A 24,372-nucleotide genomic window follows, 5' to 3' on the forward strand; every position below is an offset into this window, starting at 1 on the left:
ACGAGACGAGGACACGATGTTCGGCAAGGCACTGGTCAACGACATGATCACCAGGAGCAGCGAGACGGCGCACGACCGCCGCTCGATGCTCCGCGGCGCGGGCCTCCTCGGCCTGGGCGCGCTCGGTGCGACCGCGCTGGGCACCGCCGGTGCGACCGCGGCGAACGCCGCGGACGCCCCCAGCGACGCCACCGTGCTCAACTTCGCCCTCAACCTCGAGTACCTCGAGGCGGAGTTCTACTCCTACGCCGCCTTCGGCCACGGGCTCACCCAGTCCATGGCGGACGGGAACGGGAAGATGGGCGGCGTCACCGGCGGCCGCAGGGTGCTGTTCAAGAACCGCGCCGTGCGCCAGTACGCCGAGGAGATCGCCAAGGACGAGCTCGCCCACGTCGCGTTCCTGCGCTCCGCCCTGGGCGGGTCCAAGGTCTCGCGCCCGGCGATCGACCTCAAGGCCTCCTTCAGCGCCGCGGCCGTGGCCGCCGGCATCATCAAGCAGGGCCAGACCTTCGACCCCTTCGCCGACGACACCAGCTTCCTGCTGGGCGCGTTCATCTTCGAGGACGTCGGCGTGACCGCCTACAAGGGCGCGGCCCCGCTCATCACCAACAAGACCTACCTCGAGGCCGCCGCCGGCATCCTCGCGGTGGAGGCCTACCACGCGGGCATCGTGCGGTCGGCGCTGTTCGAGATGGGCACCGACGTCCAGGGCGTCGCGCAGAAGATCTCCGACGTCCGCGACGTCGTGGACGGCTCCACGGACCTGGACCAGGGCCTGACCCCCGACGGCGGCGCCACCGCGAACATCGTGCCCACGGACGACAACGGCATCGCTTTCAGCCGCACCCCGCAGCAGGTGCTGAACATCGTCTACCTCAACGGCGCCTCCGGGGTCTCCGGCGGCGGCTTCTACCCGCAGGGGCTCAACGGCGACCTGCGCACCACCTGACCCCACCGCGGCACCCGGCACGAGGGGCCCCGCCAGCGCGTCGCTGGCGGGGCCCCTCGTCGTCGTCCTCAACGGGTCGACCAGGACGACGACGACGCGCAGCGCGCTCCCAGTCCGCGCCTACTCCGCCCACAGGGTCGGGGCGGACGCTCCCAGCAGACCTCGCGCCGCGGCGCGCCGCCGCACGGTGACGGCGAGCGGCGCCGGCGCGGTGAGACCGGGAGCGCTGACCGATGACCTTCTCCTACTCCGCTGCGAGCGCCGCACGCGCCGACGTGCCCGCACCACCGGCAGCGGGGACCCCCGCGGCCCGCTGGTGGCGAGGCCGTGAGCAGGACCCCGCGTGGGCGCGTCCCGCCCTGCTCGTCCTCCTGGCGGGCACGGCGCTGCTGTACCTGTGGGACCTCAGCGAGTCGGGCTGGGCCAACGCGTTCTACTCCGCGGCGGCCCTGGCGGGCTCGCGCAGCTGGGAGGCCTTCTTCTTCGGCTCCTCCGACGCCGGGAACTCCATCACCGTGGACAAGCCGCCCGCGTCGCTGTGGGTGGTGGCGCTGTCGGTGCGCCTGTTCGGGCTGTCGAGCTGGTCGCTGCTCGTGCCGCAGGCGCTGATGGGCGTCGCGGCGGTGTGGCTGCTGCACGGCTCCGTGCGGCGGGTGGCCGGCGCCCCCGCCGGGCTGCTGGCGGGCGCGGCGCTGGCGGTCACGCCGGTGGCGGCGCTGATGTTCCGCTTCAACAACCCCGACGCGCTGCTGGTGCTGCTCATGACGGGGGCGGCCGTCGCCGTCCTCAGGGCCGTGGAGTCGGCGCGGACGTCGGCGCAGACGCGGTGGCTGGTGCTGGCCGGTGCGCTCGTCGGGCTCGGCTTCCTCACCAAGCAGCTGCAGGTGCTGCTCGTGGTGCCCGCGTTCGGCGTGGCCCACCTGCTGGCAGGACGGGCGCGGCTGGCGCGCCGCGTGGTGCAGCTGCTGGTCGCCGGGCTGGCGCTGCTGGTCGCGGGCGGCTGGTGGGTGGCGGTGGTGGAGCTGTGGCCGGCAGGGTCCCGGCCCTACATCGGGGGGTCGCAGGACGACAGCTTCCTGGGGCTCACCTTCGGGTACAACGGCTTCGGCCGCCTCACCGGGCACGAGAGCGGCTCCGTCGGCACCACCGTCGGGCCCACGGGGACGGGGCACTGGGGCGACACCGGCTTCCTCAGGCTGCTCGGCACCACCTTCGCCGGGCAGGTGACGTGGCTGGTGCCGGCGGCGGTCGTGCTGGGCGTCGTGGCGCTGTGGCTGCTGAGGTCTGCGGCGCGCACCTCCCCGCTGCGCGCCGCGCTCGTGCTGTGGGGCACCTGGCTGGGCACCACGTGGCTGGTGTTCAGCTACATGTCGGGGATCTTCCACCCGTACTACACGGTGGCCCTCGCGCCGGCGATCGCCGCGGTGGTGGGCCTCGGGGCGGCCGCCGTCTGGCGGGTGCGCGCCACGTGGCTGGGCGCCGTGGCGCTGGCGCTGGCCACGGCGCTCACCGCCGGGTGGGCGTTCGTGCTGCTCACACGCAGCCCCGAGTACTACCCGGCGCTGAAGTGGCTCGTGCTCGTGGTGGGGCTGGCCGCCGCCGGTGGCTTCGTGGCGCTGCGGGCGCTGCCCGAGCTGCCGCGGCTGGCCCGCACGGCTGCGCTGTCCGCGGTGGGGGCCGCGGTGGTGGCGTCGCTGGCCGCACCGACGGCCTACGCCGTCGACACCGCCGGCTACGGGCACACCGGCTCGCTGCCCAGCGCCGGGCCCGCCGTGACCGGTGGGCTGGGCGCCGGCCTGGCTGGGCCGGGCGGCTTCGGACGGCCCGGGCACGGCAGCTGGGGGACCGGTGGGCACACCGGAGGCGGCTGGAGCGGTCGCGCCGGCGGGCACGGAGGTGCTCAGCCCGGCCAGGCGGCCCCCTTCGGGCAGGCGCCCCCGTGGGCGCAGGCCCTGCCGCAGCTCGGCGGAGCGGGCGGCTCCGGCGGACACGGTGGGACGGGCGGAGGCCCTGCGGGCGGTCTGCTCAGCGCCGCCCGCCCCGGCCCGTCGCTCGTGCGGCTGCTCGAGCAGGACGCCGGCCGCTACCGCTGGGTCGCCGCGGCCATCGGCTCCCAGAACGCGGCCGGCTACCAGCTGGCCACGCAGGACCCGGTCATGCCGGTCGGCGGGTTCAACGGGACGGACCCGTCGCCCACGCTCGCGCAGTTCCAGCGGTACGTCGCCGACGGTGACATCCACTACTTCATCGCCAGCGCCACCGAGGGCGGGTCGCTCGGCGCCGGGGGGACCGAGCGCGACTCGACGCAGGTCCGCACCTGGGTGGAGGCGCACTTCACCTCGCGCGTCGTCGACGGCGTGACCGTCTACGACCTCACCTCGCCGGCCGCGCCGGTCACGGCGAGCAGCGACGCCCCGGGCTCGGCCACCGCCTGACGCGGACGCCCTCCGGCCCCGGCGGGTCGCGGTCCACCCCCTCTGGGCCGCGGCCCGCCGGTCTGCGTCCCCGCCGGGGGGATCTGCTCCACTCCCGGACTGGCGCGGGGCGCGTCAGGAGGTGGCGCTGCTCGCGGAGCCGGTGGCCTCGGCGGCGGCGATCGCCCGGATGGACTCGGTGTCGTCGTCCTTGATCGCCTGGAAGACCTGACCGGCCTTCGCGTCGTCCCAGTCGATGACCAGACCGGCCTTCGTGCGGCGGTTGTCGCTGGCGATCGGCACGTTGAGCGACACGGCCTGGCCTCCGGCCACCGCGCGCACGCCCATCACGAAGCCGTACAGGTCAGCGGGGCCGAAGTCGTCGTCGACGGACAGCGCCGAGCCGCCGGCCGCGGCCAGCGGGAACGACCGCAGCGGGTTGAGGAGCACCGCGGGCGAGGCGGCCTCGTGGGCGACGGCGCCGATGATGGCCCGCTGGCGCTGGGCGCGGCCGAGGTCGCCGTTGGCGTCGAAGTCGCGGGTGCGGGCGTACCCGAGCGCGGTCGCGCCGCCCATCGTCTGGCAGCCGGCCTGGATGTCGAGCCCGGCCTTCGGGTCCCTGATGGCCTTCTCCGGGCACATCGTCACGCCGCCGACCGCGTCGACGAGGTTCGCGAACCCGCCGAGCCCGGTCTCCACGTACCCGTCCACGTGGATGCCCGTGGCGCCCTCCACGGTCTCCGCCAGCAGCGACGGCCCGCCGAAGGCGTAGGCCGCGTTGATCTTGTTGGAGCCGTGGCCGGGGATCTTCACGTAGCTGTCGCGCGGGATGCTCAGCAGCACCGTCGGCCCACCGCCGGCGGGGCGGTGCAGCAGCATGATCGTGTCGGTGCGCTTGCCCTCGACGTCGGTGCCGGTGGACAGCTCCACCATCTGGTCGCGCGTGAGGCCCTCCCGGCTGTCGGAGCCCACCAGCAGGATCGTCTGCCCCGGCGTCGCCGCGACGGACGAGTCCGGCAGCGCACCGACGCGCGTCACCGACGTGTACGCCACGGCCCCCAGGGCCAGCGGGTACCCGACCAGCGCCAGGAGGAGCAGGACGACGACGGTCCGCACCGGCCGCCGCCGCCTGCGGTGCACGCCCGGGCCCTGCAGGTCGGGGGCGGGCGGCTGGCGGCGCTGCTGCGGGGGCACGCGGCGACCCGACCCGCCCCGACCCGCCGGGCCACCGGCGGCGCCGTCCTCGCGGTAGGCGCGCTCGCCGCGGTGGGGACCCTTCCCGCCCGCGGAGCGCTGCTGCCCGCCGCCGGCACCGGACCCGCCGGGAGCACCGCGCCGCAGCCCCGGCGACGAGCGGTACGTCGTCGCCGGACCCCAGCGCGGTTCCTCAGCCACCTCGCGAGGGTAGGCCGATCGGGGGCCGCGGGGGCTGAGAACGCGCTGAGGGACTCAGCGACGCGGGTCAGCCCCGCAGTCCCCCGCGAGCGGGAGGTGCCCCCAGAGCGACCTCGATGAGCGGGCACGTGTCCATGACCACGTCGAGGCCGGCGGCGGCGGCCCGGGCGGCGGCGTCCTCGTCGACCACGCCCAGCTGCAGCCACACCGCGCCCGCTCCGACCGCGATGGCGTCGTCCACCACCGCGCCTGCGCGGGAGCTGTTGACGAAGACGTCCACCACGTCGATGCGGCCGGGCACCTCGGCCAGGGTGCGGTAGCCGCGGGCGCCGTGGACCTCCTCGGCGCGCGGGTGCACCGGCACGACCGGGTGGCCCGTCCGCTGCAGCCCGGCGGCCACCCGGTGCGCGGCGCGGGCGGTGTTCTGGGACAGCCCCACGACGGCCCAGCGACCGGGCGCGGTCAGGAGCCGGGCGATGACCTCGGGGTCGTTGCGGTGGGCCACGCGACGACGCTAGCCAGCCCCCGGCCGGCCCGGCGAGTCCAGGCCGCGTGCGTCAGCGGGCGGGGACGGTGCGCGGTGCGGGCACGGCCCGCCGCGACGGGACGCCGGCCGCGGCGGTCTCGGGAGCACCGGGGGAGGAAGCGGCGGGCGCGGCGGCGGTCGGTGGCACCAGCTGCGCGGCCGCCGTCGTCGTCGCCAGGGAGGCGAGGGCGGCGGCCTGCGCGGCAGCGGCGTCGGCAGCGGCGGCGCGGGCTGCGGCCTCGTCCAGGGCGAGGCGGCGGCTGAGCACCGTGACCTGGCGCTGCAGGTCGCGGGTGCGCAGGTAGGTCGTGACCATGAAGCCGAGGAAGGCGATGATCGTGGCGTAGAGCAGCAGGTCGGTGCCGCGTCCGACGCCCAGCAGCGACGCGGCCGACTGCCACGTCTGCGGGAAGAGCAGCGAGGCGATGGACAGGCACACGAAGCCGACCACGGCCACGCGCCGCATCGCCTGGTGGCGGGCGGTGGAGTGGCCGCGGACGAACAGCAGGGCCACCACGCCGATGCCCACCATCAGCAGAGCCTTGATCAGCACGCTCTCCACCTCGCCATCGTGCACGTCGCCGACCACCCAGCGTGGCGGTTCGCGATACTCAGAGCAACGGCGGCACCCGTGCGGGCGCCTCCCGTCCAGGACGGGTCACTTGAAGATGAGCTCGGTGACGATGTTCACCGAGTTCAGCACCGACTGCCCCTTCTTGACGGAGTAGTCCGTGTAAAGGATCTCCACGGGGTGCTCCACCCAGCGCCAGCCGCCGCGGCCGATCTGCTCGACGATCTCGCTGGCGTGCGCCATCCGGTTCTGCGTGATGTCCAGCGAGGCCGCCACCGCGCGCGTCATGGCGCGGAGCCCGTTGTGGGCGTCCGTCATGCGCACGCCCGTGGTGGCGTTGGAGTACACGATCCCGGCGCGGAGCACGGCCTTCTTCAGCGCCCCCACGCGCGTGCGCTCGTCGAGGAAGCGGCTGCCGATCACGACGTCGGCCTCGCCGGCCCGCAGCCGCTCGACCATGGCCAGGGCGTCGGCCACCTGGTGCTGGCCGTCGGCGTCGAAGGTCACCACGAAGCGGCAGCCGGGATCGGCCAGCGCCCACTCCAGGCCCGTCTGCAGGGCGGCGCCCTGCCCGAGGTTCACCGGGTGGCGGACCACGCGGGCCCCGGCGCGCTCGGCGACGTCGCCGCTGCCGTCGCGGCTGGCGTCGTCCACGCAGACCACGTGCGCGAAGCTGCGGCGCAGCCCCGCCACGACGTCACCGACGACAGCCGCCTCGTCGTACAGCGGCACGACCACCCAGGCGTCCTCCACCAGCACGACGACGACGGTACGTGCGCGCGGGGTGGCTCCGCTGGCGTTCGCCGCGGCTCGTGGGCCGGTGCTGCGGGCGGGGACGGGCGCGCGATCCGGTTCGCGCGGGAAACCGGCACGTGGGCGACGTGGGAGGCTGGGCGCGTGGCGGCGAGCAGGACGACGGCGACGGGCGTGCGCCGAGGGTCCAACCTCCCGCGCGTCGGCGACTACAACCAGGTCGTGGTGCTCGAGGCGATCCGCCGGCACGCCACGGGCCTGTCGCGCGTCGAGGTGGCGGTGCTCACGGGCCTGTCGGCGCAGACGGTCTCGAACATCTGCCGCCGCCTGCTGGAGCAGGGCCTCGTCGAGGAGGCCGGCAAGCAGGGCGTGGGGCCGGGCAAGCCGCGGACGCTGCTGCGCCTGGCGCCGCAGGGCCGCTACGCCATCGGGGTGCACCTCGACCCGGCCGTCGTCACCGTCGTCGTCCTCGACCTCCTGGGCCACGTGGTGGCCCGCCGCGACCACCCGCTGCGGCCGGGCGCCGGTCCGGGGCAGGTGCTCGCCGACGTCGCCCGCGACGTCGAGGCGGTCATCGCCGACTCCGGCGTGGACCGCGAGCGGATCGTCGGGCTCGGCGTCGCCGCGCCCGGTCCGGTGGACAGCGCGGCAGGCGCCGTGGTCCACCCGCCGAACCTGCCCGGGTGGGACCGCGTGGACGTGCGCGACCTGCTGGCGCACGCCACGGGCCTGCCGGTGGTGCTCGACAAGGACGTCGTGGCCGCCGCGGTGGGGGAGGTCTGGGCCGGGGGCGTGGGCGGCACCGGCAGCGCCGTCTTCTTCTACCTCGGCACCGGTGTCGGCACCGGCCTGGTGCTGCGCGGGGAGGTCTACCGCGGCGCCTCCGGCAACGCCGGGGAGGTCGGGCACCTGGTGACCGGCCGTGGCGGCGCGGAGTGCCCCTGCGGGCTCGCGGGGTGCCTCGGGGAGACCAGCGGCCCGCTGCACCTCGTGCGCGAGGCGGAGCGGCTCGGCGTCGGCCACTGGGACCTGGACGCCGGGGACGACCTGCTCGGGCAGCCCACCGCCGTGGCCGCCGAGCACCGGGCGTCGGTGGCGTCGGCGTTCGCCGAGGTGTGCGCGCTGGCCGACGCCGGGCACCCCCAGGCCCGCTCGCTCCTGGACGACCTGGCCAGCCGCATGGCGAAGGCCGCCACCGACCTGGTGGACATGCTCGACGTGGAGCAGGTGGTCTTCGGCGGGCCGCTGTGGTCGCGGCTGGAGCGGACGTTCCTGCGCGTGGTGCCGCCGCTGGTGACCGGTGGCGCGGTCTCGCGGGCCATCCACCCGGTGGAGGTGCGCGGGACGCTGGTCGGTGCGGACGTGGCGGCCGTCGGCGCGGGCTGCCTGGTGCTGGAGGACGCGTTCAGCCCCCGGTCGGCCACCCTCCTGCTGGAGCACTGACAGCGAAGGCACCGGATCTTGGCGATCGGTCGGCGTGCCGAGCGCCGCTGCGGCGGTCGATCGCCAAGATCTGCACGTCGTCCGCCCACAGGTGCTCCAGCGGCGGGGTCTGTCCACAGCCTCCAGCCCGACGGTGCCGTCTACGACGTGCGAGCGGCCAGCCTGCGACGCGTGGAACTCCTCCTCGACCCCTCGCTCCCACCGCAGCTGACGCGGCTCGCCCTCTCCCAGCGGGGCGTGCTGACCACCGAGCAGCTGCTCGCCGCCGGCCTGACGCGCACGCGGATCCACGAGGTGGGGCGCCGTGACGGCTGGCGCACGCCGCTTCGGGGCACCCGCATGGTGGCGGTGCACACCGGCCGGGAAGCGTCCAGCGACCTGATGCGGGCCTGGAACCAGGCGGCCGCACTGGTGCTGCCGCACGCGGTGCTGGGCTTCGACAGCGCAGCCGTCGAGATGAGGCTGGTCGGGGTGCCTCGGTGCGACGGGGTGACGGTGGTCGTCCCTCCCGGCAAGGAGCTGCGCGCCCGGCCGGGGCTGCGCGTGCACGTGCGGCCGCTGCTGGCGAGCGAGGTGGCGACTCCCTCGGGCTTGCGCGCCACCGGGCTGGTGAGGACCCTCGCTGACCTGGTGCCGAGCGTTGACCGGCCCACCGGGCTGTCGGTGCTCGACGGAGCGCTGCGCCGACGCGCGAGGCGCTCCGACCTGGCGGCAGCGCGGGAGCTGGCGAGTGGCCGATCCGGCTGGCGGGGCGTCGACGACCTGTGGGAGCTGGCCACCCCGGACGCGGATTCCCCCTTGGAGAGCCGGGTGCGCTCCAGGATGATCGACGGACACCTGGCGCCCGACCGGTTGCAGCAGCGGCTGAGAGACGCAGCCGGGAGGGTCTTCGCCCGCCCGGACATGACCATCGACCGCGAGCGCCGGAGGCGCCCTGAGCGCGGACCCCTGTACGTGGAGGCGGACGGCCGAGGACCGCACGGCAGTCCGGAGGCCGCCTACCGGGATCGCGACAAGGCCAGCGAGGTGCTCGCCGACGGCGCCGACGTGGAGCGCTTCACGTGGGACGACACCTTCGACCCGATGCGGATCCCGTGGAGGCTCCGCCGGGCGCTGTGACCAGCGGGCCGTGCAGATCTTGTCGATCGGTCGTCTCTCGGTGCCTCAGCGGCCGATCGATCGCCAAGATCAGCAGACCTCGGGCGGCGGTGCGGGGGTCTGCAGGGAGGGGGACGCCACTGGGTGGTGGAGGCGTGATCAGGTGGGGCTCGAGGGGCTGCTGAGGGGCGCGACGGGGCGTCGAGCAGGTGCTCCTCGGCGACTGGGCCGCAGGTGAACAGGGGCTGGCGCGCTCGAACGCCGACCGTGCGGTCGGGGTCGTGTCACGGATGCGTCACGGCGGCGGGGTAGCCCTTGACAGGGATAACTCCATTTGATGTAGAAACCTTCCAGTGACGAGTCGCGGATGACTCGTCGAGTGAGCGAAGGGGCCACCCATGCAGCGCAGGCGCATCGCAGGCATCGCCGCGGCAGCCGTCACCCTCTCCCTGGCGATGACCGCGTGCGGTTCGTCGGGCGGCAGCGGCAGCGGTGACGGCGACAGCAAGACCGTCACCGTCGTCTACCAGAAGACGGCGAGCTTCACGCAGCTCGACGACGTCCTCACCAAGGCCAAGGGCGAGTACGAGTCCGCCCACCCGGGCATGAAGGTCGAGCTGAAGCCGATCGAGTCCGAGGCCGACCAGTACTTCACCAAGCTCGCCCTGATGAACAAGTCCAAGGACACCGCTCCGGACGTCATCTACGAGGACAGCTTCCAGGTGCGCTCCGACGCCGCCGCCGGCTACCTCGCCCCGATGGACGAGCAGCTCAAGGGCTGGAGCGACTGGAGCCAGTTCGACGACACCGCCAAGCAGGCCGGCCTCGGCGACGACGGCAAGACCTACGGCGTGAGCATGGGCACCGACACCCGCGCCATCTACTACAACAAGACCCTCTTCGCGCAGGCCGGTCTGCCCACCGACTGGAAGCCGAAGACCTGGGACGACGTGCTGACCGCCGCGCGCGCCGTCAAGGAGAAGGTGCCGGGAGTCATCCCGCTGAACATCTACGGCTCCAAGGCCGGCGGTGAGCAGACCTCGATGCAGGGCTTCGAGATGCTGATGTACGGCACCAAGGACCCGCTGTACGACACCTCCAGCAAGAAGTGGCTGACCGGCTCGAAGGGCTTCGGCGACTCCCTGGGCTTCTACAAGACGGTGTTCTCCGAGGGCCTCGGCCCGAGCCAGGACGTCGCGCTCGACTCGACCCTGGGCAGCCAGATCTCCACCACGCTCATCCCGCAGGGCAAGGTCGCCATGGCGATCGACGGCTCGTGGCTGCCCGGCCAGTGGCTGAAGGGCGACAACGCCTGGCCGCAGTGGCAGGAGACGATGGGCTTCGCCCCCATGCCGACGCAGGACGGCTCCGCCCCCGGCTCCACCTCGATGTCCGGCGGCTGGCTGCTCTCCGTGGGCGCCAACGCCCCTGACAAGCAGGCCGCCTTCGACTTCGTCAGCACCGCGCTGAACAAGGAGAACGCCCTCAAGTACGGCACCGAGGCGTCGCAGATCGCCGTCCGCAAGGACGTCGCCACCGACCCGGCGTACCTGTCGTACAACCCCTCCTTCGAGTTCTTCTCCTCGCTGGTGCCGGTGACGCACTTCCGCCCGGCCACCCCGGACTACTCGCAGATCTCGAGCAACATCCAGGTCGCCGTCGAGTCCGTGGTCACCGGCAGCTCCAGCCCGGCCGACGCCGCGAAGGCGTACGACGAGGCCCTCGTCGGGATCGTCGGCAAGGACAACACCCAGGCCGCGAGCTGACCGTGTCCACCCTCGAGCTCGACAGCTCGGCGCCCCGGGGGAGCAGCGCTCCGCTGCGCCCCCGGGGCAGGGGCAAGGACGCCGCCCGCACCGCGGGCCGCCTCCTGCCGCTGACGCCGGCCATCGCCCTGATGGGCGTGTTCCTCGCAGGGCCCATCGGCTACGCGCTGTACGGGTCCCTCACCAACGCGACGCTGTCGGGCTACCGGGCGGTCAACCCCGACTTCGTCGGGATCGACAACTACACGCGGCTGCTGTCCAGCGGCGCGTTCTGGCAGTCGGCCCTGCTGACCCTGGTCTTCGTGCTCACCTCGGCGGTGATCGGCCAGAACGCGCTGGGCATGTTCCTCGCGGTGCTCATCGAGAAGGCGCCCAAGCCCGTCAGCGGCGTCGTCGGCGCCCTCGTGGTGGGCGCCTGGGTGATGCCGGAGATCGTGGCCGCCTTCGCGCTCTACGCGTTCTTCTCCACCAACGGCACCCTCAACGCGGTGCTGCAGCTCTTCGGCGGGAGCAGCGTCACCTGGCTCATCAGCTTCCCGCTGCTGGCCGTCATCCTCGCCAACATCTGGCGCGGCACCGCGTTCTCGATGATGGTCTACGGCGCCGCTCTCGCGGAGGTCCCGCCGGAGGTCCACGAGGCCGCGCAGATCGACGGCGCGGGCCCGCTCCAGCGCTTCTTCCGCATCACCCTGCCGATGGTCCGCCGGGCCGTCGCCACCAACATGATGCTCGTCACCCTGCAGACCCTCGGCGTGTTCACCCTGATCTGGGTCATGACCGCCGGGGGTCCGGGCACCCGCAGCACCACGCTCCCGCTGCTGGCCTTCCAGGAGGCCTTCAAGCTCTCCCAGGTCGGCTACGGCACGGCCATCGCCACCGTCACGCTCATGGTCGGAGCGATCTTCGCGGTGGTCTACGTGAAGGTCCTCAAGCCGGAGGTCGACTGATGACCACCCCCACCAGCGCCCCCGCGGGCGCCCCCTCCGGCCCGGTCTCGCCGCAGTCGCCGGTCCCGGCCGGCGTGCCCGGCCGCCCGGCCCGCAGGAGCCGCGGCGCCGCGATGGCCCTGGCCTCGCCCCGCAAGCGGGGCACGGCGATCGCCGCGAGCATCGCGCTCGTCGTCGTGGGCGTCACGTTCTTCGTCCCGCTGGCGTGGATCGTCCTGGCGTCGGTGGACCCGGCGGCGACCGTCGCCATCGGCATCCCGAGCAGCCTGACGCTCGACAACTTCACCACCGTGCTCACGCCCGACCTGACGTTCGTGCCGCTGTGGAACTCCCTCGTCGTCTCCGGCGGCACGGCACTGGTGACGGTGCTCATCGCCACCCTCGCGGCGTACCCGCTGAGCCGGTACCAGATGCGGTGGAACAAGTCGTTCCTCTACACGGTGCTGTTCGCCAGCTGCCTGCCGATCACCGCGGTCATGGTGCCGGTGTACGCGCTGTTCGTGGCCCTCGGGCTGCTGGACTCGCTGCCGGGCACGGTGATGTTCCTCGCCGCCACGAGCCTGCCGATGGCCATCTGGATGATGAAGAACTTCGTCGACAGCGTGCCGATCTCCCTCGAGGAGGCCGCGTGGGTGGACGGCGCCAGCGCCATGCAGGCCCTGTTCCGCGTGGTGGTGCCGCTCATGCGCCCGGGCATCTCCGTGGTCTTCATCTTCGTGTTCACCCAGGCGTGGGGGAACTTCTTCGTCCCCTTCGTGCTGCTGCTCGACCCCGACAAGCAGCCCGCCGCCGTGAGCATCTACAACTTCTTCGGCGTGAACGGCGCCATCGCCTACGGGCAGCTGGCCGCCTTCTCCGTGCTCTACACGCTGCCCGTGCTGTTCCTGTACCTGCTGGTGCAGCGCCTCTCCGGCGGCTTCGCCCTCGCCGGCGGCGTCAAGGGCTGAGAGCCCTGGGCTGACGCCCCCCTGAACCGCGCACGACCGGCCGCGCCCCCCCCTGACGGCCGGTCGTGCGCGCTCCACCCAGCTCCGCGAAGACCCGGCGGAGCGCACCTGATCCTCACCACCAGGAAGGCACCACCGTGCACGACGACTCCCACCTCGTGGAGATGCGTGTCGAGCGCTTCGTCAGGGAGCGCCTCGTCCCCGCCCTCCACCGGCGCCGCCACCCGCTCACCGTCTCCCGCTGGGAGGCGCCGGGTGAGCCCGTGCCCTTCGCCGAGGCGTCCGCGCAGGAGTTCTCCCCGTTCGAGGTCCGCCCGACCGGCACCCCGTGGGGGCCGCCGTGGGGCACCACGTGGTTCCGCATCACCGGGCAGGTGCCGGCCGGCTTCGGCGACGACCCGCGCGTGCGCGTGGAGGTCGACGTCGACCTGGGCTACCTCGCGGTGCAGCCCGGCTTCCAGTGCGAGGCCACCGCGTACCGCCCCGACGGGTCCGTGGTGAAGGGCCTGCACCCGCGCAACCGCTACCTCCCACTGCGACAGGTGAGTGCAGGTGAGGGGGCCGGCGCCGCCATCGACGTCCTCCTCGAGGCGTCCTCCAACCCCGACGTCTCGGGCGCCTCCGGCGGCCACGACTGGTACTTCGAGCCGACGCAGCTGGGCACGAAGGAGGGCGCCGGGACGGACCCGGTGTACCGGATGCGCGCTGTCGACGTCGTCGAGCTGGACCTCGACGTGTACGACCTCACCCGCGACGTCGCGGTGCTCCGCGGCCTGCTCGAGCAGCTGCCGCAGGCCACGAGCCGCCGCGCCAGCGTGCTGCGCGCCCTGGAGGACATGGTCGACGCCGTCGACCCCGACGACGTGTCCGGCACCGCCGCCGCCGGCCGCGCGGCGCTGGCGCCGGCGCTGGCCGCCCAGGCCGACGCGACCGCGCACCGCACCGTGGCCGTGGGCCACGCGCACATCGACTCGGCGTGGCTGTGGCCCACCCGCGAGACCGCGCGCAAGTGCACCCGCACCTTCTCCAACGTGCTCAGCCTCATGGACGAGCACGACGACTTCACCTTCGCCTGCTCCTCCGCGCAGCAGTACGCGTGGGTCAAGGAGCACCAGCCCGAGCTGTTCGAGCGCATCAAGAAGCGCGTCGCCGAGGGCCGGTTCGTGCCGGTGGGCGGCATGTGGGTCGAGTCCGACACCAACCTGCCCGGCGGTGAGGCCCTGGCCCGCCAGTTCGTGGCCGGCAAGCGCTTCTTCTCCGAGGAGTTCGGCGTCGAGCCGAACGACGTGTGGCTGCCCGACTCCTTCGGCTACACCGCGGCCATGCCGCAGATCGCGCGCCTGGCCGGGGCCCGGTACTTCCTCACCCAGAAGCCGAGCTGGAACGAGACCAACCGCATCCCGCACCACACGTTCTGGTGGGAGGGCATCGACGGGTCCCGCGTGTACACGCACTTCCCGCCGGCGGACAACTACAACTCCGAGGTCTCCGCGGAGGACCTGGCCCGCGCCGAGCGCCAGTTCGCCGAGAAGGGCCGGGCGAACACCTCGCTGCTGCTGTTCGGCTACGGCGACGGCGGTGGCGGCCCCACCCGGGAGATGGTCGAGACCACGGCCCGCACCCGCAGCCTGGAGGGCTCCCCGCGCGTCGAGCTGGGCCACCCGCACGAGTTCTTCCGCGAGGCCGAGGCCGAGTACCCCCAGCCGCCGGTGTGGAGCGGGGAGATGTACCTCGAGTTCCACCGCGGCACCTACACCTCGCAGGCGCGCACCAAGCGCGGCAACCGCCGCAGCGAGCACCTGCTGCGCGAGGCCGAGCTGTGGGCGACCACCGCCGCGGTGCGCGCCGCGGAGACGGGCGTGGCGTACGCCTACCCGCACGCCGAGCTGGAGCGCATCTGGCACACCGTGCTGCTGCAGCAGTTCCACGACATCCTCCCCGGCACCTCCATCGCGTGGGTGCACCGCGAGGCCGAGGCCAACTACCTGCGCATCGCGGTGGAGCTGGAGGCGCTCATCGCCGACGCGCTCGCGGTGCTGGCCGGCGACGGCGAGGAGCGGCTCGCGTTCAACGCCGCGCCCCACGCCCGTGCCGGCGCGCCCGCCCTGGGCGCCGGCCGCCGCGCCTCCGCGCCGACCGCGCACGCCGTGGTCACCGAGCGTGGCGCGCAGTGGACGGTCCTCGACAACGGCCTGGTCCGCGTGGTCGTGGACGCCGACGGCCTGCTGGCCTCGGTGCGCGACCTCACCGCCGAGGGCGGTGCGGGACGCGAGGTGCTGCCCCCGGGCACCCGCGGCGGCCTGCTGACGCTGCACCGCGACACGCCCACGCAGTGGGACGCCTGGGACGTCGACGTGCACTACCAGCGGCACACCACCGAGCTGACCGACGCCGACTCGGTCGAGCTCGTCGAGGACGGCTCGGGCCCCCGCGGCCGGGCCGCGGTCCGCGTGGTCCGCACCTTCGGCTCCTCGCGCGTGGAGCAGCTCATCACCCTGGAGGCGGACAGCCCCGTCGTCGGGGTGGAGCTGGACGTCGACTGGCACGAGAAGCAGAAGATGCTCAAGCTCGCGTTCCCCGTGGACGTCCACGCCGACCGCGCCGCCAGCGAGATCCAGTTCGGCCACGTCATGCGCGCCACGCACACCAACACCAGCTGGGACGCGGCCCGCTTCGAGACCTGCGCGCACCGCTGGGTGCACGTGGGCGAGGCCGGCTACGGCGCCGCCGTGGTCAACGACTCCACGTACGGCTACGACGTCGGCCGCGCGACCCGCGAGGACGGCGGCACCACCACCACGGTGCGGATGTCGCTGCTGCGCGCCCCCGTCTACCCCGACCCGGACGCCGACCAGGGCGAGCACCGCCTGCGGGCCGGCCTCGTGGTGGGCGCCGGCATCGCCGACGCCGTCCGCGAGGGCTACCGCGCCAACCTCCCGGTGCGCGAGGTGGTGGGCGCAGCGAGCGCCGCGGCCGCCGCGCCGGTGGTGGGCGTGCTGCCGGTCGAGGGCCAGGAGAGCGGCCACGAGGGCGTCGTCGTCGAGGCGGTCAAGCTCGCGGAGGACCGCAGCGGTGACGTGGTGGTCCGCCTGTACGAGTCCCTCGGCGGGCGCGCCTCGGCGCGCGTCGTCGCCGGCTTCGCCCACGCCGGGGTCACCGAGGTGGACCTGCTGGAGCGGCCCGTGGCGGAGCCCCGCTCCCTGGTCGAGCCCGCTGCGCCGGTCGAGGCGGCGGAGGGCCAGGATGCGGACGTGCACCTGCGCCCCTTCCAGATCGTGACCCTGCGCTTCTCCCGGAGCGCGCTGTGAGCGCGGCGGGGACCACCCGGACGAGCGGCCAGCGGCTCCCCGGCTGGCTCGGGCAGCCCACGCACCGCGCGTGGCTGGACGAGCACTGCCGCGACCTGCTCGCGTTCGGCCAGCTGTTCCCCGCCGACGGCGGGGGAGCGGCGTGGCTGGACGAGGTCGGCGAGCCCGACCCCAGCCACGGCGTCCAGACGTGGATCACCGCCCGCATGGCGCACGTGTACTCCCTCGGCCACCTGCTGGGCGTGCCCGGCGCCGGGGCCCTGGCCGACGAGGCGCTCGCCGGCCTGTGGGACGCCGAGCGCGGCGCCGACGGCGACGCCCCCCTCCGGGACCGCGCGAACGGCGGCTGGTTCAGCAAGCTCGACGCGTCCGGCACCCCGGCCGAGGGCAAGGCCTGCTACGACCACGCCTTCGTGGTCCTGGCCTCCTCCACGGCCACGGCGGCGGGCCGCGCCGGCGCCCAGGAGCTGTTCCGCGAGGCGCTGGCAGTCTACGAGGAGCGCTTCTGGGACGAGGCCGCGGGCATGCCCGTCGACACCTGGGACACGTCCTTCTCGTCCCTGGACGACTACCGCGGCATCAACGGCGCCATGCACTCCGTGGAGGCGTCGCTGGCCGCTTCCGACGTGCTGGCCGACGTCCTCGGGGACGACGAGGGCTCGGCGCGCTGGCGCCGGCGCGCGCTGACGATCCTCGCGAAGGTCGCCGCGTGGTCCCGCGACAACGGCTGGCGCGTGCCGGAGCACTTCGACAGCTCCTGGTCGGTGCAGCTGGAGTACAACGCGGACAAGAAGGCCGACCCCTTCAAGCCGTACGGCGCGACCATCGGGCACGGCCTGGAGTGGTCCCGCCTGCTGCTCCACGGCGACGCCACCGCCCGCGCCGCCGGCGAGGAGCCGCCCGCGGGCCTGGTCGACGCTGCGGTGGCGCTGTTCGCCCGCGCGGTGGAGGACGGCTGGGACGTCGACGGGCTGCCCGGCTTCGTCTACACCACCGACTGGTCTGGGGCCCCCGTGGTGCGCGACCGCATGCACTGGGTGCCCGCCGAGGCGACCGCGGCGGCCGCTGCCCTGGTGCTCGCCACGGGCGAGCAGCCCTACGCCGACCAGTACGCGCTGTGGTGGGACCACATCGCCGACGTCGTCCTCGACCACGAGGACGGCTCCTGGCACCACCAGCTCGACGAGCGCAACCGCCCCAGCGGCACGGTGTGGCCGGGCAAGGCGGACCTGTACCACGCCGTCGGCGCCACCCTGGTGCCGCGGCTGCCGCTGGCGCCCTCGCAGGCCACGGCGGTGCGGCAGGGCCTGCTGCGCGGCTGACCCGTCGTGGGCACCCGGACGGGGGACCGACCAGCTCGGTCCCCCGTCCGAGTGCCCCGGAGCCGCGGCGAGCGCTCAAGCCCTTCCGCCAGCGACCGATCTAGCGGTCGTGGACCCGGTGCTGCATCCCCGCACGACCGCCTCGCGCGGTCCGCGCGGTGCCCGCGCGTGGCGCTCCAGCAGCCCCGCCCTCTCCGGACGCGTCTGGGACCAGCGCCACCGCACGGTCACGGGCGGGCTCGCGCTCCTGGTGCTGGCCCTGGCCGCGTGGCCCGCGGCGGGCCTGCCGGTCTCCGACGCCTTCGCGCCGCGGGCCCACCTGGTGGCGCTGGGGCTGCTCTGCGCCTGTCTGCTCGTCGCGGTGCTCCGCTGGCGCGCCCTGTCGGAGCCCGTGGCGCGCGGCGTCCGCTCGGTGGCCGCCTCGGTCGGGTGCTTCGGCGCGGCCTGCCTGGCGACGGCGGTGACCGGCGGCTCCTCGGAGGCGCACTTCCTCTTCTTCATCCTCGTGCCGCTGGTGGCCCTGTACGAGACCGTGCTGCCGTTCGCGGTGGCCGTCGCGCTCGTCGTCGTCGAGCACGGGGTCGTGGGGACGCTGCACCCCGAGGCCGTCTTCGGCCACCACCACACCGCGCACGACGTCTGGTCTGCGGCGGCCTTGCACGGAGGGCTGTTCGCCCTCGGCTGCGCGGGGTCGTTGATGGCGTGGGGCGGCGCCCGCGCGGCGCGGCGCAGGGCCAGCGCCGTCGTCGCCGAGCTCAGCCACCGCGCCTGCCACGACGAGCTCACCGGGCTGCCCAACCGCTCGGGCCTGGCGCAGGCACTGGAGAGGGCGCTCACCGAGGACGCCCGGGAGCTGGCCGTGGTGGTGGTGGACCTGGACCGCTTCAAGGAGATCAACGACACCCTCGGCCACGACGTCGGTGACCAGCTGCTGCAGGGCGTCTCGCGGATCGGGCTCGACGTCGTCGGTGACCGGGGCCTGCTCGCCCGCCTCGGCGGCGACGAGTTCGCGCTCGTGCTGCCGGGCACCGGCGGGGAGGCGGCGCGCGCCGTCGCCGAGCAGCTCCGCGAGCAGGTGCGTGAGCGGGCGACCGCCGCCGGGATCGCCCTGGACCTCGACCTGTCGGCGGGGGTCGCGGTGCACCCCGCCCGGACCGCCGGAGGGCTGCCCTCCCGTGAGGACCCGCGAGCGACCAGCCGGGAGCTGCTCCGCCACGCCGACATCGCCATGTACGCCGCCAAGCGGGCCGGCGGCGGAGCCGTCACCTACGACGCCTCCGTCCACGACCACCACAGCGCCCTGCGCCTCGAGCTCGCCCGCGAGCTGCGCACCGCTGTGGCCCAGCGCGAGCAGCTCGTGCTGCACTACCAGCCGCAGGTGAGCCTCAGCAGCGGCCGCGACGACGGCCGCGACCCTTCTCGCGCCGTGCTGACGGGGGTGGAGGCGCTGGTGCGCTGGCAGCACCCGACCCACGGGTTCCTCCCGCCGTGCGAGTTCCTGCCGCTGCTGGAGCAGACCGACCTGGCGCACCCGTTCACCGCGCTGGTCATCGACACGGCCCTCGACCAGGCCCAGCGCTGGCACCTCGCCGGCTACGAGGTCCCGGTGGCGGTGAACGCGTCAGCCCAGTGCTTCACCCACCCCGGCTTCGTCGAGCAGGTCGCCCGGGCGCTGCACCGCAGAGCGCTGCCGGCGCGGCTCCTGCGGGTGGAGATCACCGAGGAGGCGCTCGTCGTGGACCCCGGGCGGGCCGCGACCGTCATCTCCGACCTCCGCGGCCTGGGCGTCTCGACGTCCATCGACGACTTCGGCACGGGCTACTCCTCGCTGTCGTACCTGCGCCGCCTGCCGGTGGACGAGCTCAAGCTCGACCGCTCCTTCGTGACCGGGCTCGGCGCGGACGGGCCGGGTGTCCCAGGAGCCCCGGCGGGGGAGCCCCGGGGTGACGAGGTGCTCGTCGCCTCCGTCGTGGACCTCGCACACCGCCTGGGCCTGCACGTCGTGGCCGAGGGCGTGGAGGACCCGCGGGAGGTGCGCGTGCTGCGGTCCCTGGGCTGCGACACCGCCCAGGGCTACCTGTACGGCAGGCCGGCACCCGCGGAGCAGCTGTCACCCGAGCTGCTGGAGACCACCCGCCCCAGCTGGCGGTGGGTGCCGGCTCAGCGGGTCGCCGGGCCCGCCTCGGCGGGCCGGGGCTCGTCCTCGGGGTAGGCGCGCAGCGCCACGATGGCGACGTCGTCCTCCACCCGGTCTCCCACCTGGCGGAGCAGCTCGTCGCAGATCTCCTCGACCGTGCGCTCGTGCAGCCCCTCGACGGTGCTCGCCAGCCACGCCAGGCCCTGCTCGAGGGGAGCGCCGCGCCGCTCCACCAGGCCGTCGCTGAAGAGCAGCAGCGTGGAGCCCGGCTCCAGCGGCACCTCGTGCGCGGTCCGCGGGACCTCGGGCAGCAGCCCGATGAGCAGGTCGGGGTCGTGCTCGAGGTAGCGGGCGCGGCCGTCCGGGCCGACCAGCAGCGGCGGCGGGTGCCCGGCGTTGGACCAGCGCAGGAGGCGCTCACCCCTCAGGCGCATCTCGGGCGTCTGCACCACCTTGACCAGCACCACCGTGGCCATGGCGCCGACGTCCAGGTCGCGCACGGCGGCGTCGAGGCTGGCGAGCACGTGCGCCGGCTCCGCACCGCTGACGTGCGCGATGCCGCGCAGCAGGTTGCGCATCTGGCCCATCGCCGCTGCCGCTTCGCGGTCGTGGCCGGTGACGTCCCCGACGACGATGCTCGTGGCGCCGTCTCCCACCACGAAGGCGTCGTACCAGTCGCCGCCCACCTGGGCCTCGGTGGCGGCGGGCAGGTAGCGGACGGCCAGGTGCAGGTGGTCGGGCTCGGGCGGCCGCGTGAGCAGGCTCCGCTGCAGCGTCTCGGAGAAGCGGCGGACCGCGGCGTTGGCGGCGCGCTCGGCCTCCTGCGCGTGGATGCGGGAGAGGGCGGTGGCCGTCAGCGAGGTGAACGCGTGCAGCAGCGCCTGCTCGTCCGCGGTCCAGGTGTGCTCGACGTCGAGGGCCACCGACAGGGAGCCGACCACGGCACCGGCGTCGGTGAGCGGCAGGGCTGCCGAGGCGTGCGTGCCCGCCGCCTCGTAGAGCGCACCCGTGATCTCCTCGCGCCCCGGGAAGAGGGCCAGGGCGGCGGCGCGGTCGGGCAGGAAGTGCGCGCGGCCGGTGCTGGCGGCGTCGACCATGGGCAGCGGGAACCCGGCGGGGAGCTGGGAGACCTCGGAGCGGACGGTCTCGGCGAAGAAGCTGGTGGTGAGGGCGCGCAGGCCACCCTCCTCGTCCGCCCCGGCGCTGAGGCACAGGACCGCTCCGCGGGCTCCGAGCAGGCTGACGCCGCCGCCGGTGACGACGGCGAGGACCTCCTCCTCGTCCTCGGCCAGCTCGAGGGACTGGGCCAGCGCCACGAGCGCCGTCTGCTGCGCCGCCGACCGCTGCGCCGCGCGCAGCGCCCGGAGCTCGGCCGCGCGGGCCCAGATCCGCCGCAGCGCCTGCGAGGTCAGCGCGCCGAAGGTGGTGAGGACCTGCTGGTCCGGCTCGCGCCACGGCTGGGGCCCGGAGAAGCCCACCGACAGCGCCCCGAACACGCCGGCGTCGGACTCCAGCGGCACGCAGCCGACGGCGTCGGTGCCGGAGGCCTCCCAGACCGCCGCGCCGGCGGTGAAGCGCTGCGGTGCCTGGGCGCGGGCCGGGACGAACCAGCTGCGGCCGCTGACGGCGGAGTCGACGGCGGGCAGCGGGGTGTCGGCGGCCAGCTCGGCCACGGAGGCGCTGAAGCCGCTGTCGTAGGAGGCGGTGAGCGTGCGCAGCGCCCGCGGACCGCTCTGCCCGGTCTGCAGCACCAGCGCTGCCGTCGAGGCGCCGAAGACGCTGGTGGCGGCCTGGTTGACCACGTCCAGCACCGCCTGCTCGGACTCGGCGTCCCCCAGGGCCCGGGCCACCTCGACCAGGCGGCTCAGCCGCTCGGCGTCTTGGGCGGCCTGGCGCTGGGAGCGGCGCAGCTCCGTGACGTCGGCGTTGGTGCCGACCATCCGCACGGCGGCGCCCCTGGCGTCGACCAGCACCTGCCCGCGGGCGTAGACCACCCGCTCGCTCCCGTCGGGCTGCAGGGTGCGGAACTCGACCTCGAGCGTGCCGCGCTCGTCGATGGCGCGTTCCAGCACCTCGGCCACGGCGACCTGGTCGTCGGGGTGGATGGTGCGGTTGATGTCGCCCACCAGACCGGTCAGCGGCATGTGGGTCTGGCCGTACATGGCGCGGCTGCGGGAGTCCCACCCGAGCGCGTCCGTGGTGAGGTCCCAGTCCCACAGGCCCAGCTGAGCGGCTTCGGTGGCGACCACCAGGCGGGCGCGGTCCAGCTCGTGGGCGGCGGCGACGTCCGGCGCCTGCGCCTGGGTCGCTGAGCCGTCCATCCCGCGAGTATGGGTGATCGCGGGCCCCAGGGCCTTCGCACAGCCGCGACAGCGCCCGCGCGGCCCTGGCCGAGACATCGTCCGAGGCCCCACACTCCGGGGGTGAGCGCTCTCATCCACCCGCCGCTGCCGCCGGGTCGGACCCCGTCCATCACTGACGTGGCCGCGCGGGCCGGCGTCTCCATCCAGACCGTCTCGCGGGTGCTGAACTCGGCGCCCAAGGTGGCCGCCGGGACGCGGCAGCGGGTGCTGGAGGCCATCACCGAGCTCGGCTACCGCCGCAACCCCGCCGCGCGCGCCCTCGCCACCGGCCGCGGTGGCCTGGTGGGCGTGCTGACCTCCAGCTCGGCCCTGTACGGACCGGCGTCCATCACCGCCGCCCTGGGGCTGGCGGCCACCGAGGCGGGCGTGCACCTGGCGGTGGAGCACGTGGTCGACTTCGACGTCGAGTCCGTGCGGCACGGCCTGTCGCGGCTCGTGGACCAGTACGCCGCTGCCGTGGTGCTGGTGGCCCCGGTGCGGGAGGCCTACGAGGCGCTCGCGGGTGCGCACCCGCTGGTGCCGGTGCCGGTGCTGGCCGTCAGCAGCGGCGGGGTGGGGGCCGTGGAGGTCTCCGTGGATCAGCGCGCCGGGGCTCGCCTGGCGGTGCAGCACCTGCTGGACCTGGGTCACGAGACGGTGTGGCACGTGCGCGGCCCGCAGGGCTGGTACGAGGCCGACCAGCGCGAGGAGGGCTGGCGAGAGGTGCTGCAGGCGGCGGGCCGGGAGGTGCCGCCGGTGCTGGAGGGCGCCTGGTCAGCGGACTCCGGCTACCGCGCAGGGGAGCTGCTGGCGCGGGTGCCGGAGGTGACGGCGGTCTTCGCCGCCAACGACTCCTCGGCCCTCGGGCTGGTGCGGGCGCTCGCCGAGCGCGGCCGCAGCGTGCCCGACGACGTCAGCGTGGTGGGCTTCGACGACGTGCCCGAGAGCGCCCACTTCCTGCCTCCGCTGACCACCGTGCGCCAGGAGTTCTCCGAGCTGGGACGCGCCGCGCTGCAGCAGGTGCTCCGCATGGTCGACCGCGGAAGCGCCGCTGACGACGACGGCGGGGAGTCGGTCGCGGGATCGGTCCAGCTGCAGCCGGAGCTCGTCGTGCGCAGGAGCAGCACCGCACCACGCCGGTGAGCGTTATCGATCCGTGACCGCATTCCCGTTGTCTTCCCAGCGTGTTAACGCTCACACTCGGAGCCCAGGGAGCGAGGGACGCTCCCGGACGACGCACGACGCACGACCCCCGGTGGGGACTGGTCCCTCCTCGCGGACGAGGAGCGAACCGGTCCGCAGGGCGCTGCAACGCCCCGCGGACCGCTCCACCGAGCACTGAGCGCCCGACCACGACAGCACGGCATGCGCACGTGGCGGGCGGAGGACGCACTCGAGGAGGAGTCAAGTGTTCCACGCATCCAGGCGCACCTTCATGTCCGCGATCGCCGCGGGCGGTCTCGCCATCTCCCTCGCCGCCTGCGGCGGCAGCTCCACCGGCGACGAGGGCGCGCAGGCCGGCTCCGGCGGTGACGGCGCGATCACCGTGGGCTACTCCCAGCTGGGCGCCGAGAGCGGGTGGCGCACCGCCAACACCGAGTCGGTGAAGCAGAACCTCACGGCCGACAAGGGCTTCAAGCTCACGTTCGTCGACGCCCAGCAGAAGCAGGAGAACCAGATCAAGGCCCTGCGCGACTTCGTCGCCCAGGACGTCGACGTCATCGCCTTCTCCCCGGTCGTCGAGACCGGCTGGGACGACGTCCTGCAGGAGATCAAGGACGCGGGCATCCCCGTGGTGCTCGTCGACCGCACCGTCGACACCAAGGTCTCCGACCCCTTCGTCACCCACATCGGCTCCGACTTCAAGGCCGAGGGCACCAAGGCGGGCGACTGGGTCAAGCAGAACGCCCCCGACGCCAAGATCTTCGAGCTGCAGGGCACGCTCGGGTCCGGCGCCCAGGTGGACCGCGAGGAGGGCTTCGACGCTGTCGTCGGCAGCCAGGTCATCGGCAAGGCCAGCGGCAACTTCACCCGCGCCGAGGGCCGCACGGCCACCGAGGCCGCGCTGCAGGCCTACCCCGACATGACCATGATCTTCACCCACAACGACGACATGGGGCTGGGCGCCGTCGAGGCGATCGAGGCCGCCGGCAAGAAGCCCGGCACCGACATCCAGATCGTCTCCGTGGACGCCGTCCGCGACGGCCTGCAGGCCCTCGTGGACAAGAAGTTCAACTACGTCGTGGAGTGCAACCCGGCCTTCGGCGACCAGCTCGCCGAGCTCATCAAGAAGGTGCACGCCGGCGAGGACGTGCCGAAGGAGACCGTCGTCGAGGAGACGACGTTCGACCAGACCATCACCCAGGCCCAGGTCGACGCCCGCCCCTACTGACGGGCGAGCACCGACCACCGTTCCTCCCGGGGCGGCGCCGCGGACACCGCGGCGCCGCCCCG

The 24,372-nt window shown here is 74.3% G+C and carries 17 protein-coding genes; 12 read left to right on the top strand and 5 right to left on the bottom strand.

All coding sequences use genetic code 11. The features are described 5' to 3' along the window. The first annotated feature begins 16 nt into the window (after window positions 1-16). Window positions 17-949 carry a ferritin-like domain-containing protein gene (locus tag FMM08_RS01695; RefSeq protein WP_147924574.1) on the top strand — a complete coding sequence of 311 codons (933 nt, stop codon included), beginning with the start codon at window positions 17-19 and terminating at the stop codon, window positions 947-949. A gap of 233 nt (window positions 950-1,182) precedes the next feature. Continuing rightward, a complete protein-coding gene (locus tag FMM08_RS01700; protein ID WP_147924575.1) occupies window positions 1,183-3,384 on the top strand; it encodes a glycosyltransferase family 39 protein in 2,202 nt (733 codons plus the stop codon). A gap of 114 nt (window positions 3,385-3,498) precedes the next feature. Here FMM08_RS01700 and FMM08_RS01705 read toward each other — a convergent pair whose 3' ends face one another. From FMM08_RS01705 to FMM08_RS01720, 4 genes are all read right to left on the bottom strand, one after another. Beyond that, entirely contained in the window at window positions 3,499-4,758 is a 1,260-nt protein-coding gene (locus tag FMM08_RS01705; protein WP_147924576.1) for an LCP family protein, read from the bottom strand. A gap of 67 nt (window positions 4,759-4,825) precedes the next feature. Next, window positions 4,826-5,263: a CoA-binding protein gene (locus FMM08_RS01710; RefSeq protein WP_147924577.1), complete on the bottom strand. Its 438-nt coding sequence runs from the start codon at window positions 5,261-5,263 to the stop codon at window positions 4,826-4,828. Between the two features lie 52 nt (window positions 5,264-5,315). Then, window positions 5,316-5,846, bottom strand: a complete 531-nt coding sequence (locus FMM08_RS01715) for a DUF2304 domain-containing protein (protein WP_147924578.1) — start codon at window positions 5,844-5,846, stop codon at window positions 5,316-5,318. Between the two features lie 96 nt (window positions 5,847-5,942). Then, the gene (locus tag FMM08_RS01720; RefSeq protein ID WP_187279512.1) at window positions 5,943-6,608 is read right to left on the bottom strand and encodes a glycosyltransferase family 2 protein; all 666 of its coding nucleotides are present in this window, start codon (window positions 6,606-6,608) and stop codon (window positions 5,943-5,945) included. A 144-nt stretch (window positions 6,609-6,752) separates the two neighbouring features. Here FMM08_RS01720 and FMM08_RS01725 point away from each other — a divergent pair, with 144 nt between their 5' ends. The 8 genes from FMM08_RS01725 to FMM08_RS01760 all read left to right on the top strand — a co-directional run bounded on the left by FMM08_RS01725 (window position 6,753) and on the right by FMM08_RS01760 (window position 19,651). After that, the gene (locus FMM08_RS01725; RefSeq protein ID WP_222710283.1) at window positions 6,753-8,051 is read left to right on the top strand and encodes an ROK family protein; all 1,299 of its coding nucleotides are present in this window, start codon (window positions 6,753-6,755) and stop codon (window positions 8,049-8,051) included. Window positions 8,052-8,222: 171 nt separating this feature from the next. Next, the gene (locus tag FMM08_RS01730) at window positions 8,223-9,170 is read left to right on the top strand and encodes a type IV toxin-antitoxin system AbiEi family antitoxin (RefSeq protein ID WP_147924579.1); all 948 of its coding nucleotides are present in this window, start codon (window positions 8,223-8,225) and stop codon (window positions 9,168-9,170) included. A gap of 377 nt (window positions 9,171-9,547) precedes the next feature. Continuing rightward, the gene (locus tag FMM08_RS01735; protein WP_147924580.1) at window positions 9,548-10,915 is read left to right on the top strand and encodes an extracellular solute-binding protein; all 1,368 of its coding nucleotides are present in this window, start codon (window positions 9,548-9,550) and stop codon (window positions 10,913-10,915) included. After that, a complete protein-coding gene (locus FMM08_RS01740) occupies window positions 10,912-11,862 on the top strand; it encodes a carbohydrate ABC transporter permease (protein ID WP_439653541.1) in 951 nt (316 codons plus the stop codon). The genes FMM08_RS01735 and FMM08_RS01740 overlap by 4 nt, the downstream gene beginning before the upstream one ends. A gap of 113 nt (window positions 11,863-11,975) precedes the next feature. Continuing rightward, window positions 11,976-12,809 (top strand): carbohydrate ABC transporter permease, encoded by an 834-nt coding sequence (locus tag FMM08_RS01745; RefSeq protein ID WP_147924872.1) that lies wholly within the window; start codon window positions 11,976-11,978, stop codon window positions 12,807-12,809. Between the two features lie 137 nt (window positions 12,810-12,946). Continuing rightward, window positions 12,947-16,117, top strand: a complete 3,171-nt coding sequence (locus FMM08_RS01750) for an alpha-mannosidase (RefSeq protein WP_147924581.1) — start codon at window positions 12,947-12,949, stop codon at window positions 16,115-16,117. After that, on the top strand, window positions 16,114-17,439 hold the full coding sequence (locus tag FMM08_RS01755) for an AGE family epimerase/isomerase (protein WP_147924582.1): 1,326 nt from the start codon (window positions 16,114-16,116) through the stop codon (window positions 17,437-17,439). Before FMM08_RS01750 ends, FMM08_RS01755 begins: the two co-directional genes overlap by 4 nt. 118 nt (window positions 17,440-17,557) lie before the next feature. Beyond that, the gene (locus FMM08_RS01760) at window positions 17,558-19,651 is read left to right on the top strand and encodes a putative bifunctional diguanylate cyclase/phosphodiesterase (protein WP_147924583.1); all 2,094 of its coding nucleotides are present in this window, start codon (window positions 17,558-17,560) and stop codon (window positions 19,649-19,651) included. On the opposite strand, the gene FMM08_RS01765 is transcribed toward FMM08_RS01760, so the two are convergent. Next, complete coding sequence (locus tag FMM08_RS01765; protein WP_187279459.1) at window positions 19,600-21,897, bottom strand: SpoIIE family protein phosphatase; 2,298 nt, start codon at window positions 21,895-21,897, stop codon at window positions 19,600-19,602. The genes FMM08_RS01760 and FMM08_RS01765 overlap by 52 nt on opposite strands. 102 nt (window positions 21,898-21,999) lie before the next feature. Between FMM08_RS01765 and FMM08_RS01770 the strand changes: the two genes are divergently transcribed. Both FMM08_RS01770 and FMM08_RS01775 read left to right on the top strand, forming a co-directional pair. Continuing rightward, window positions 22,000-23,061 carry a LacI family DNA-binding transcriptional regulator gene (locus FMM08_RS01770; protein ID WP_222710286.1) on the top strand — a complete coding sequence of 354 codons (1,062 nt, stop codon included), beginning with the start codon at window positions 22,000-22,002 and terminating at the stop codon, window positions 23,059-23,061. A gap of 292 nt (window positions 23,062-23,353) precedes the next feature. Beyond that, window positions 23,354-24,310: an ABC transporter substrate-binding protein gene (locus FMM08_RS01775; RefSeq protein WP_147924873.1), complete on the top strand. Its 957-nt coding sequence runs from the start codon at window positions 23,354-23,356 to the stop codon at window positions 24,308-24,310. The last annotated feature ends 62 nt before the right edge of the window (window positions 24,311-24,372 follow it).

Source organism: Quadrisphaera setariae, from assembly GCF_008041935.1.
GTDB classification, from domain to species: Bacteria; Actinomycetota; Actinomycetes; order Actinomycetales; family Quadrisphaeraceae; genus Quadrisphaera; species Quadrisphaera setariae.

Coding starts and splice junctions, on each gene's coding strand:
- FMM08_RS01695 (WP_147924574.1), top strand. CDS start 17: ATGTTCGGCAAGGCACTGGTCAACGACATGATCACCAGGAGCAGCGAG.
- FMM08_RS01700 (WP_147924575.1), top strand. CDS start 1,183: ATGACCTTCTCCTACTCCGCTGCGAGCGCCGCACGCGCCGACGTGCCC.
- FMM08_RS01765 (WP_187279459.1), bottom strand. CDS start 21,897: ATGGACGGCTCAGCGACCCAGGCGCAGGCGCCGGACGTCGCCGCCGCC.
- FMM08_RS01775 (WP_147924873.1), top strand. CDS start 23,354: ATGTCCGCGATCGCCGCGGGCGGTCTCGCCATCTCCCTCGCCGCCTGC.
- FMM08_RS01745 (WP_147924872.1), top strand. CDS start 11,976: ATGGCCCTGGCCTCGCCCCGCAAGCGGGGCACGGCGATCGCCGCGAGC.
- FMM08_RS01735 (WP_147924580.1), top strand. CDS start 9,548: ATGCAGCGCAGGCGCATCGCAGGCATCGCCGCGGCAGCCGTCACCCTC.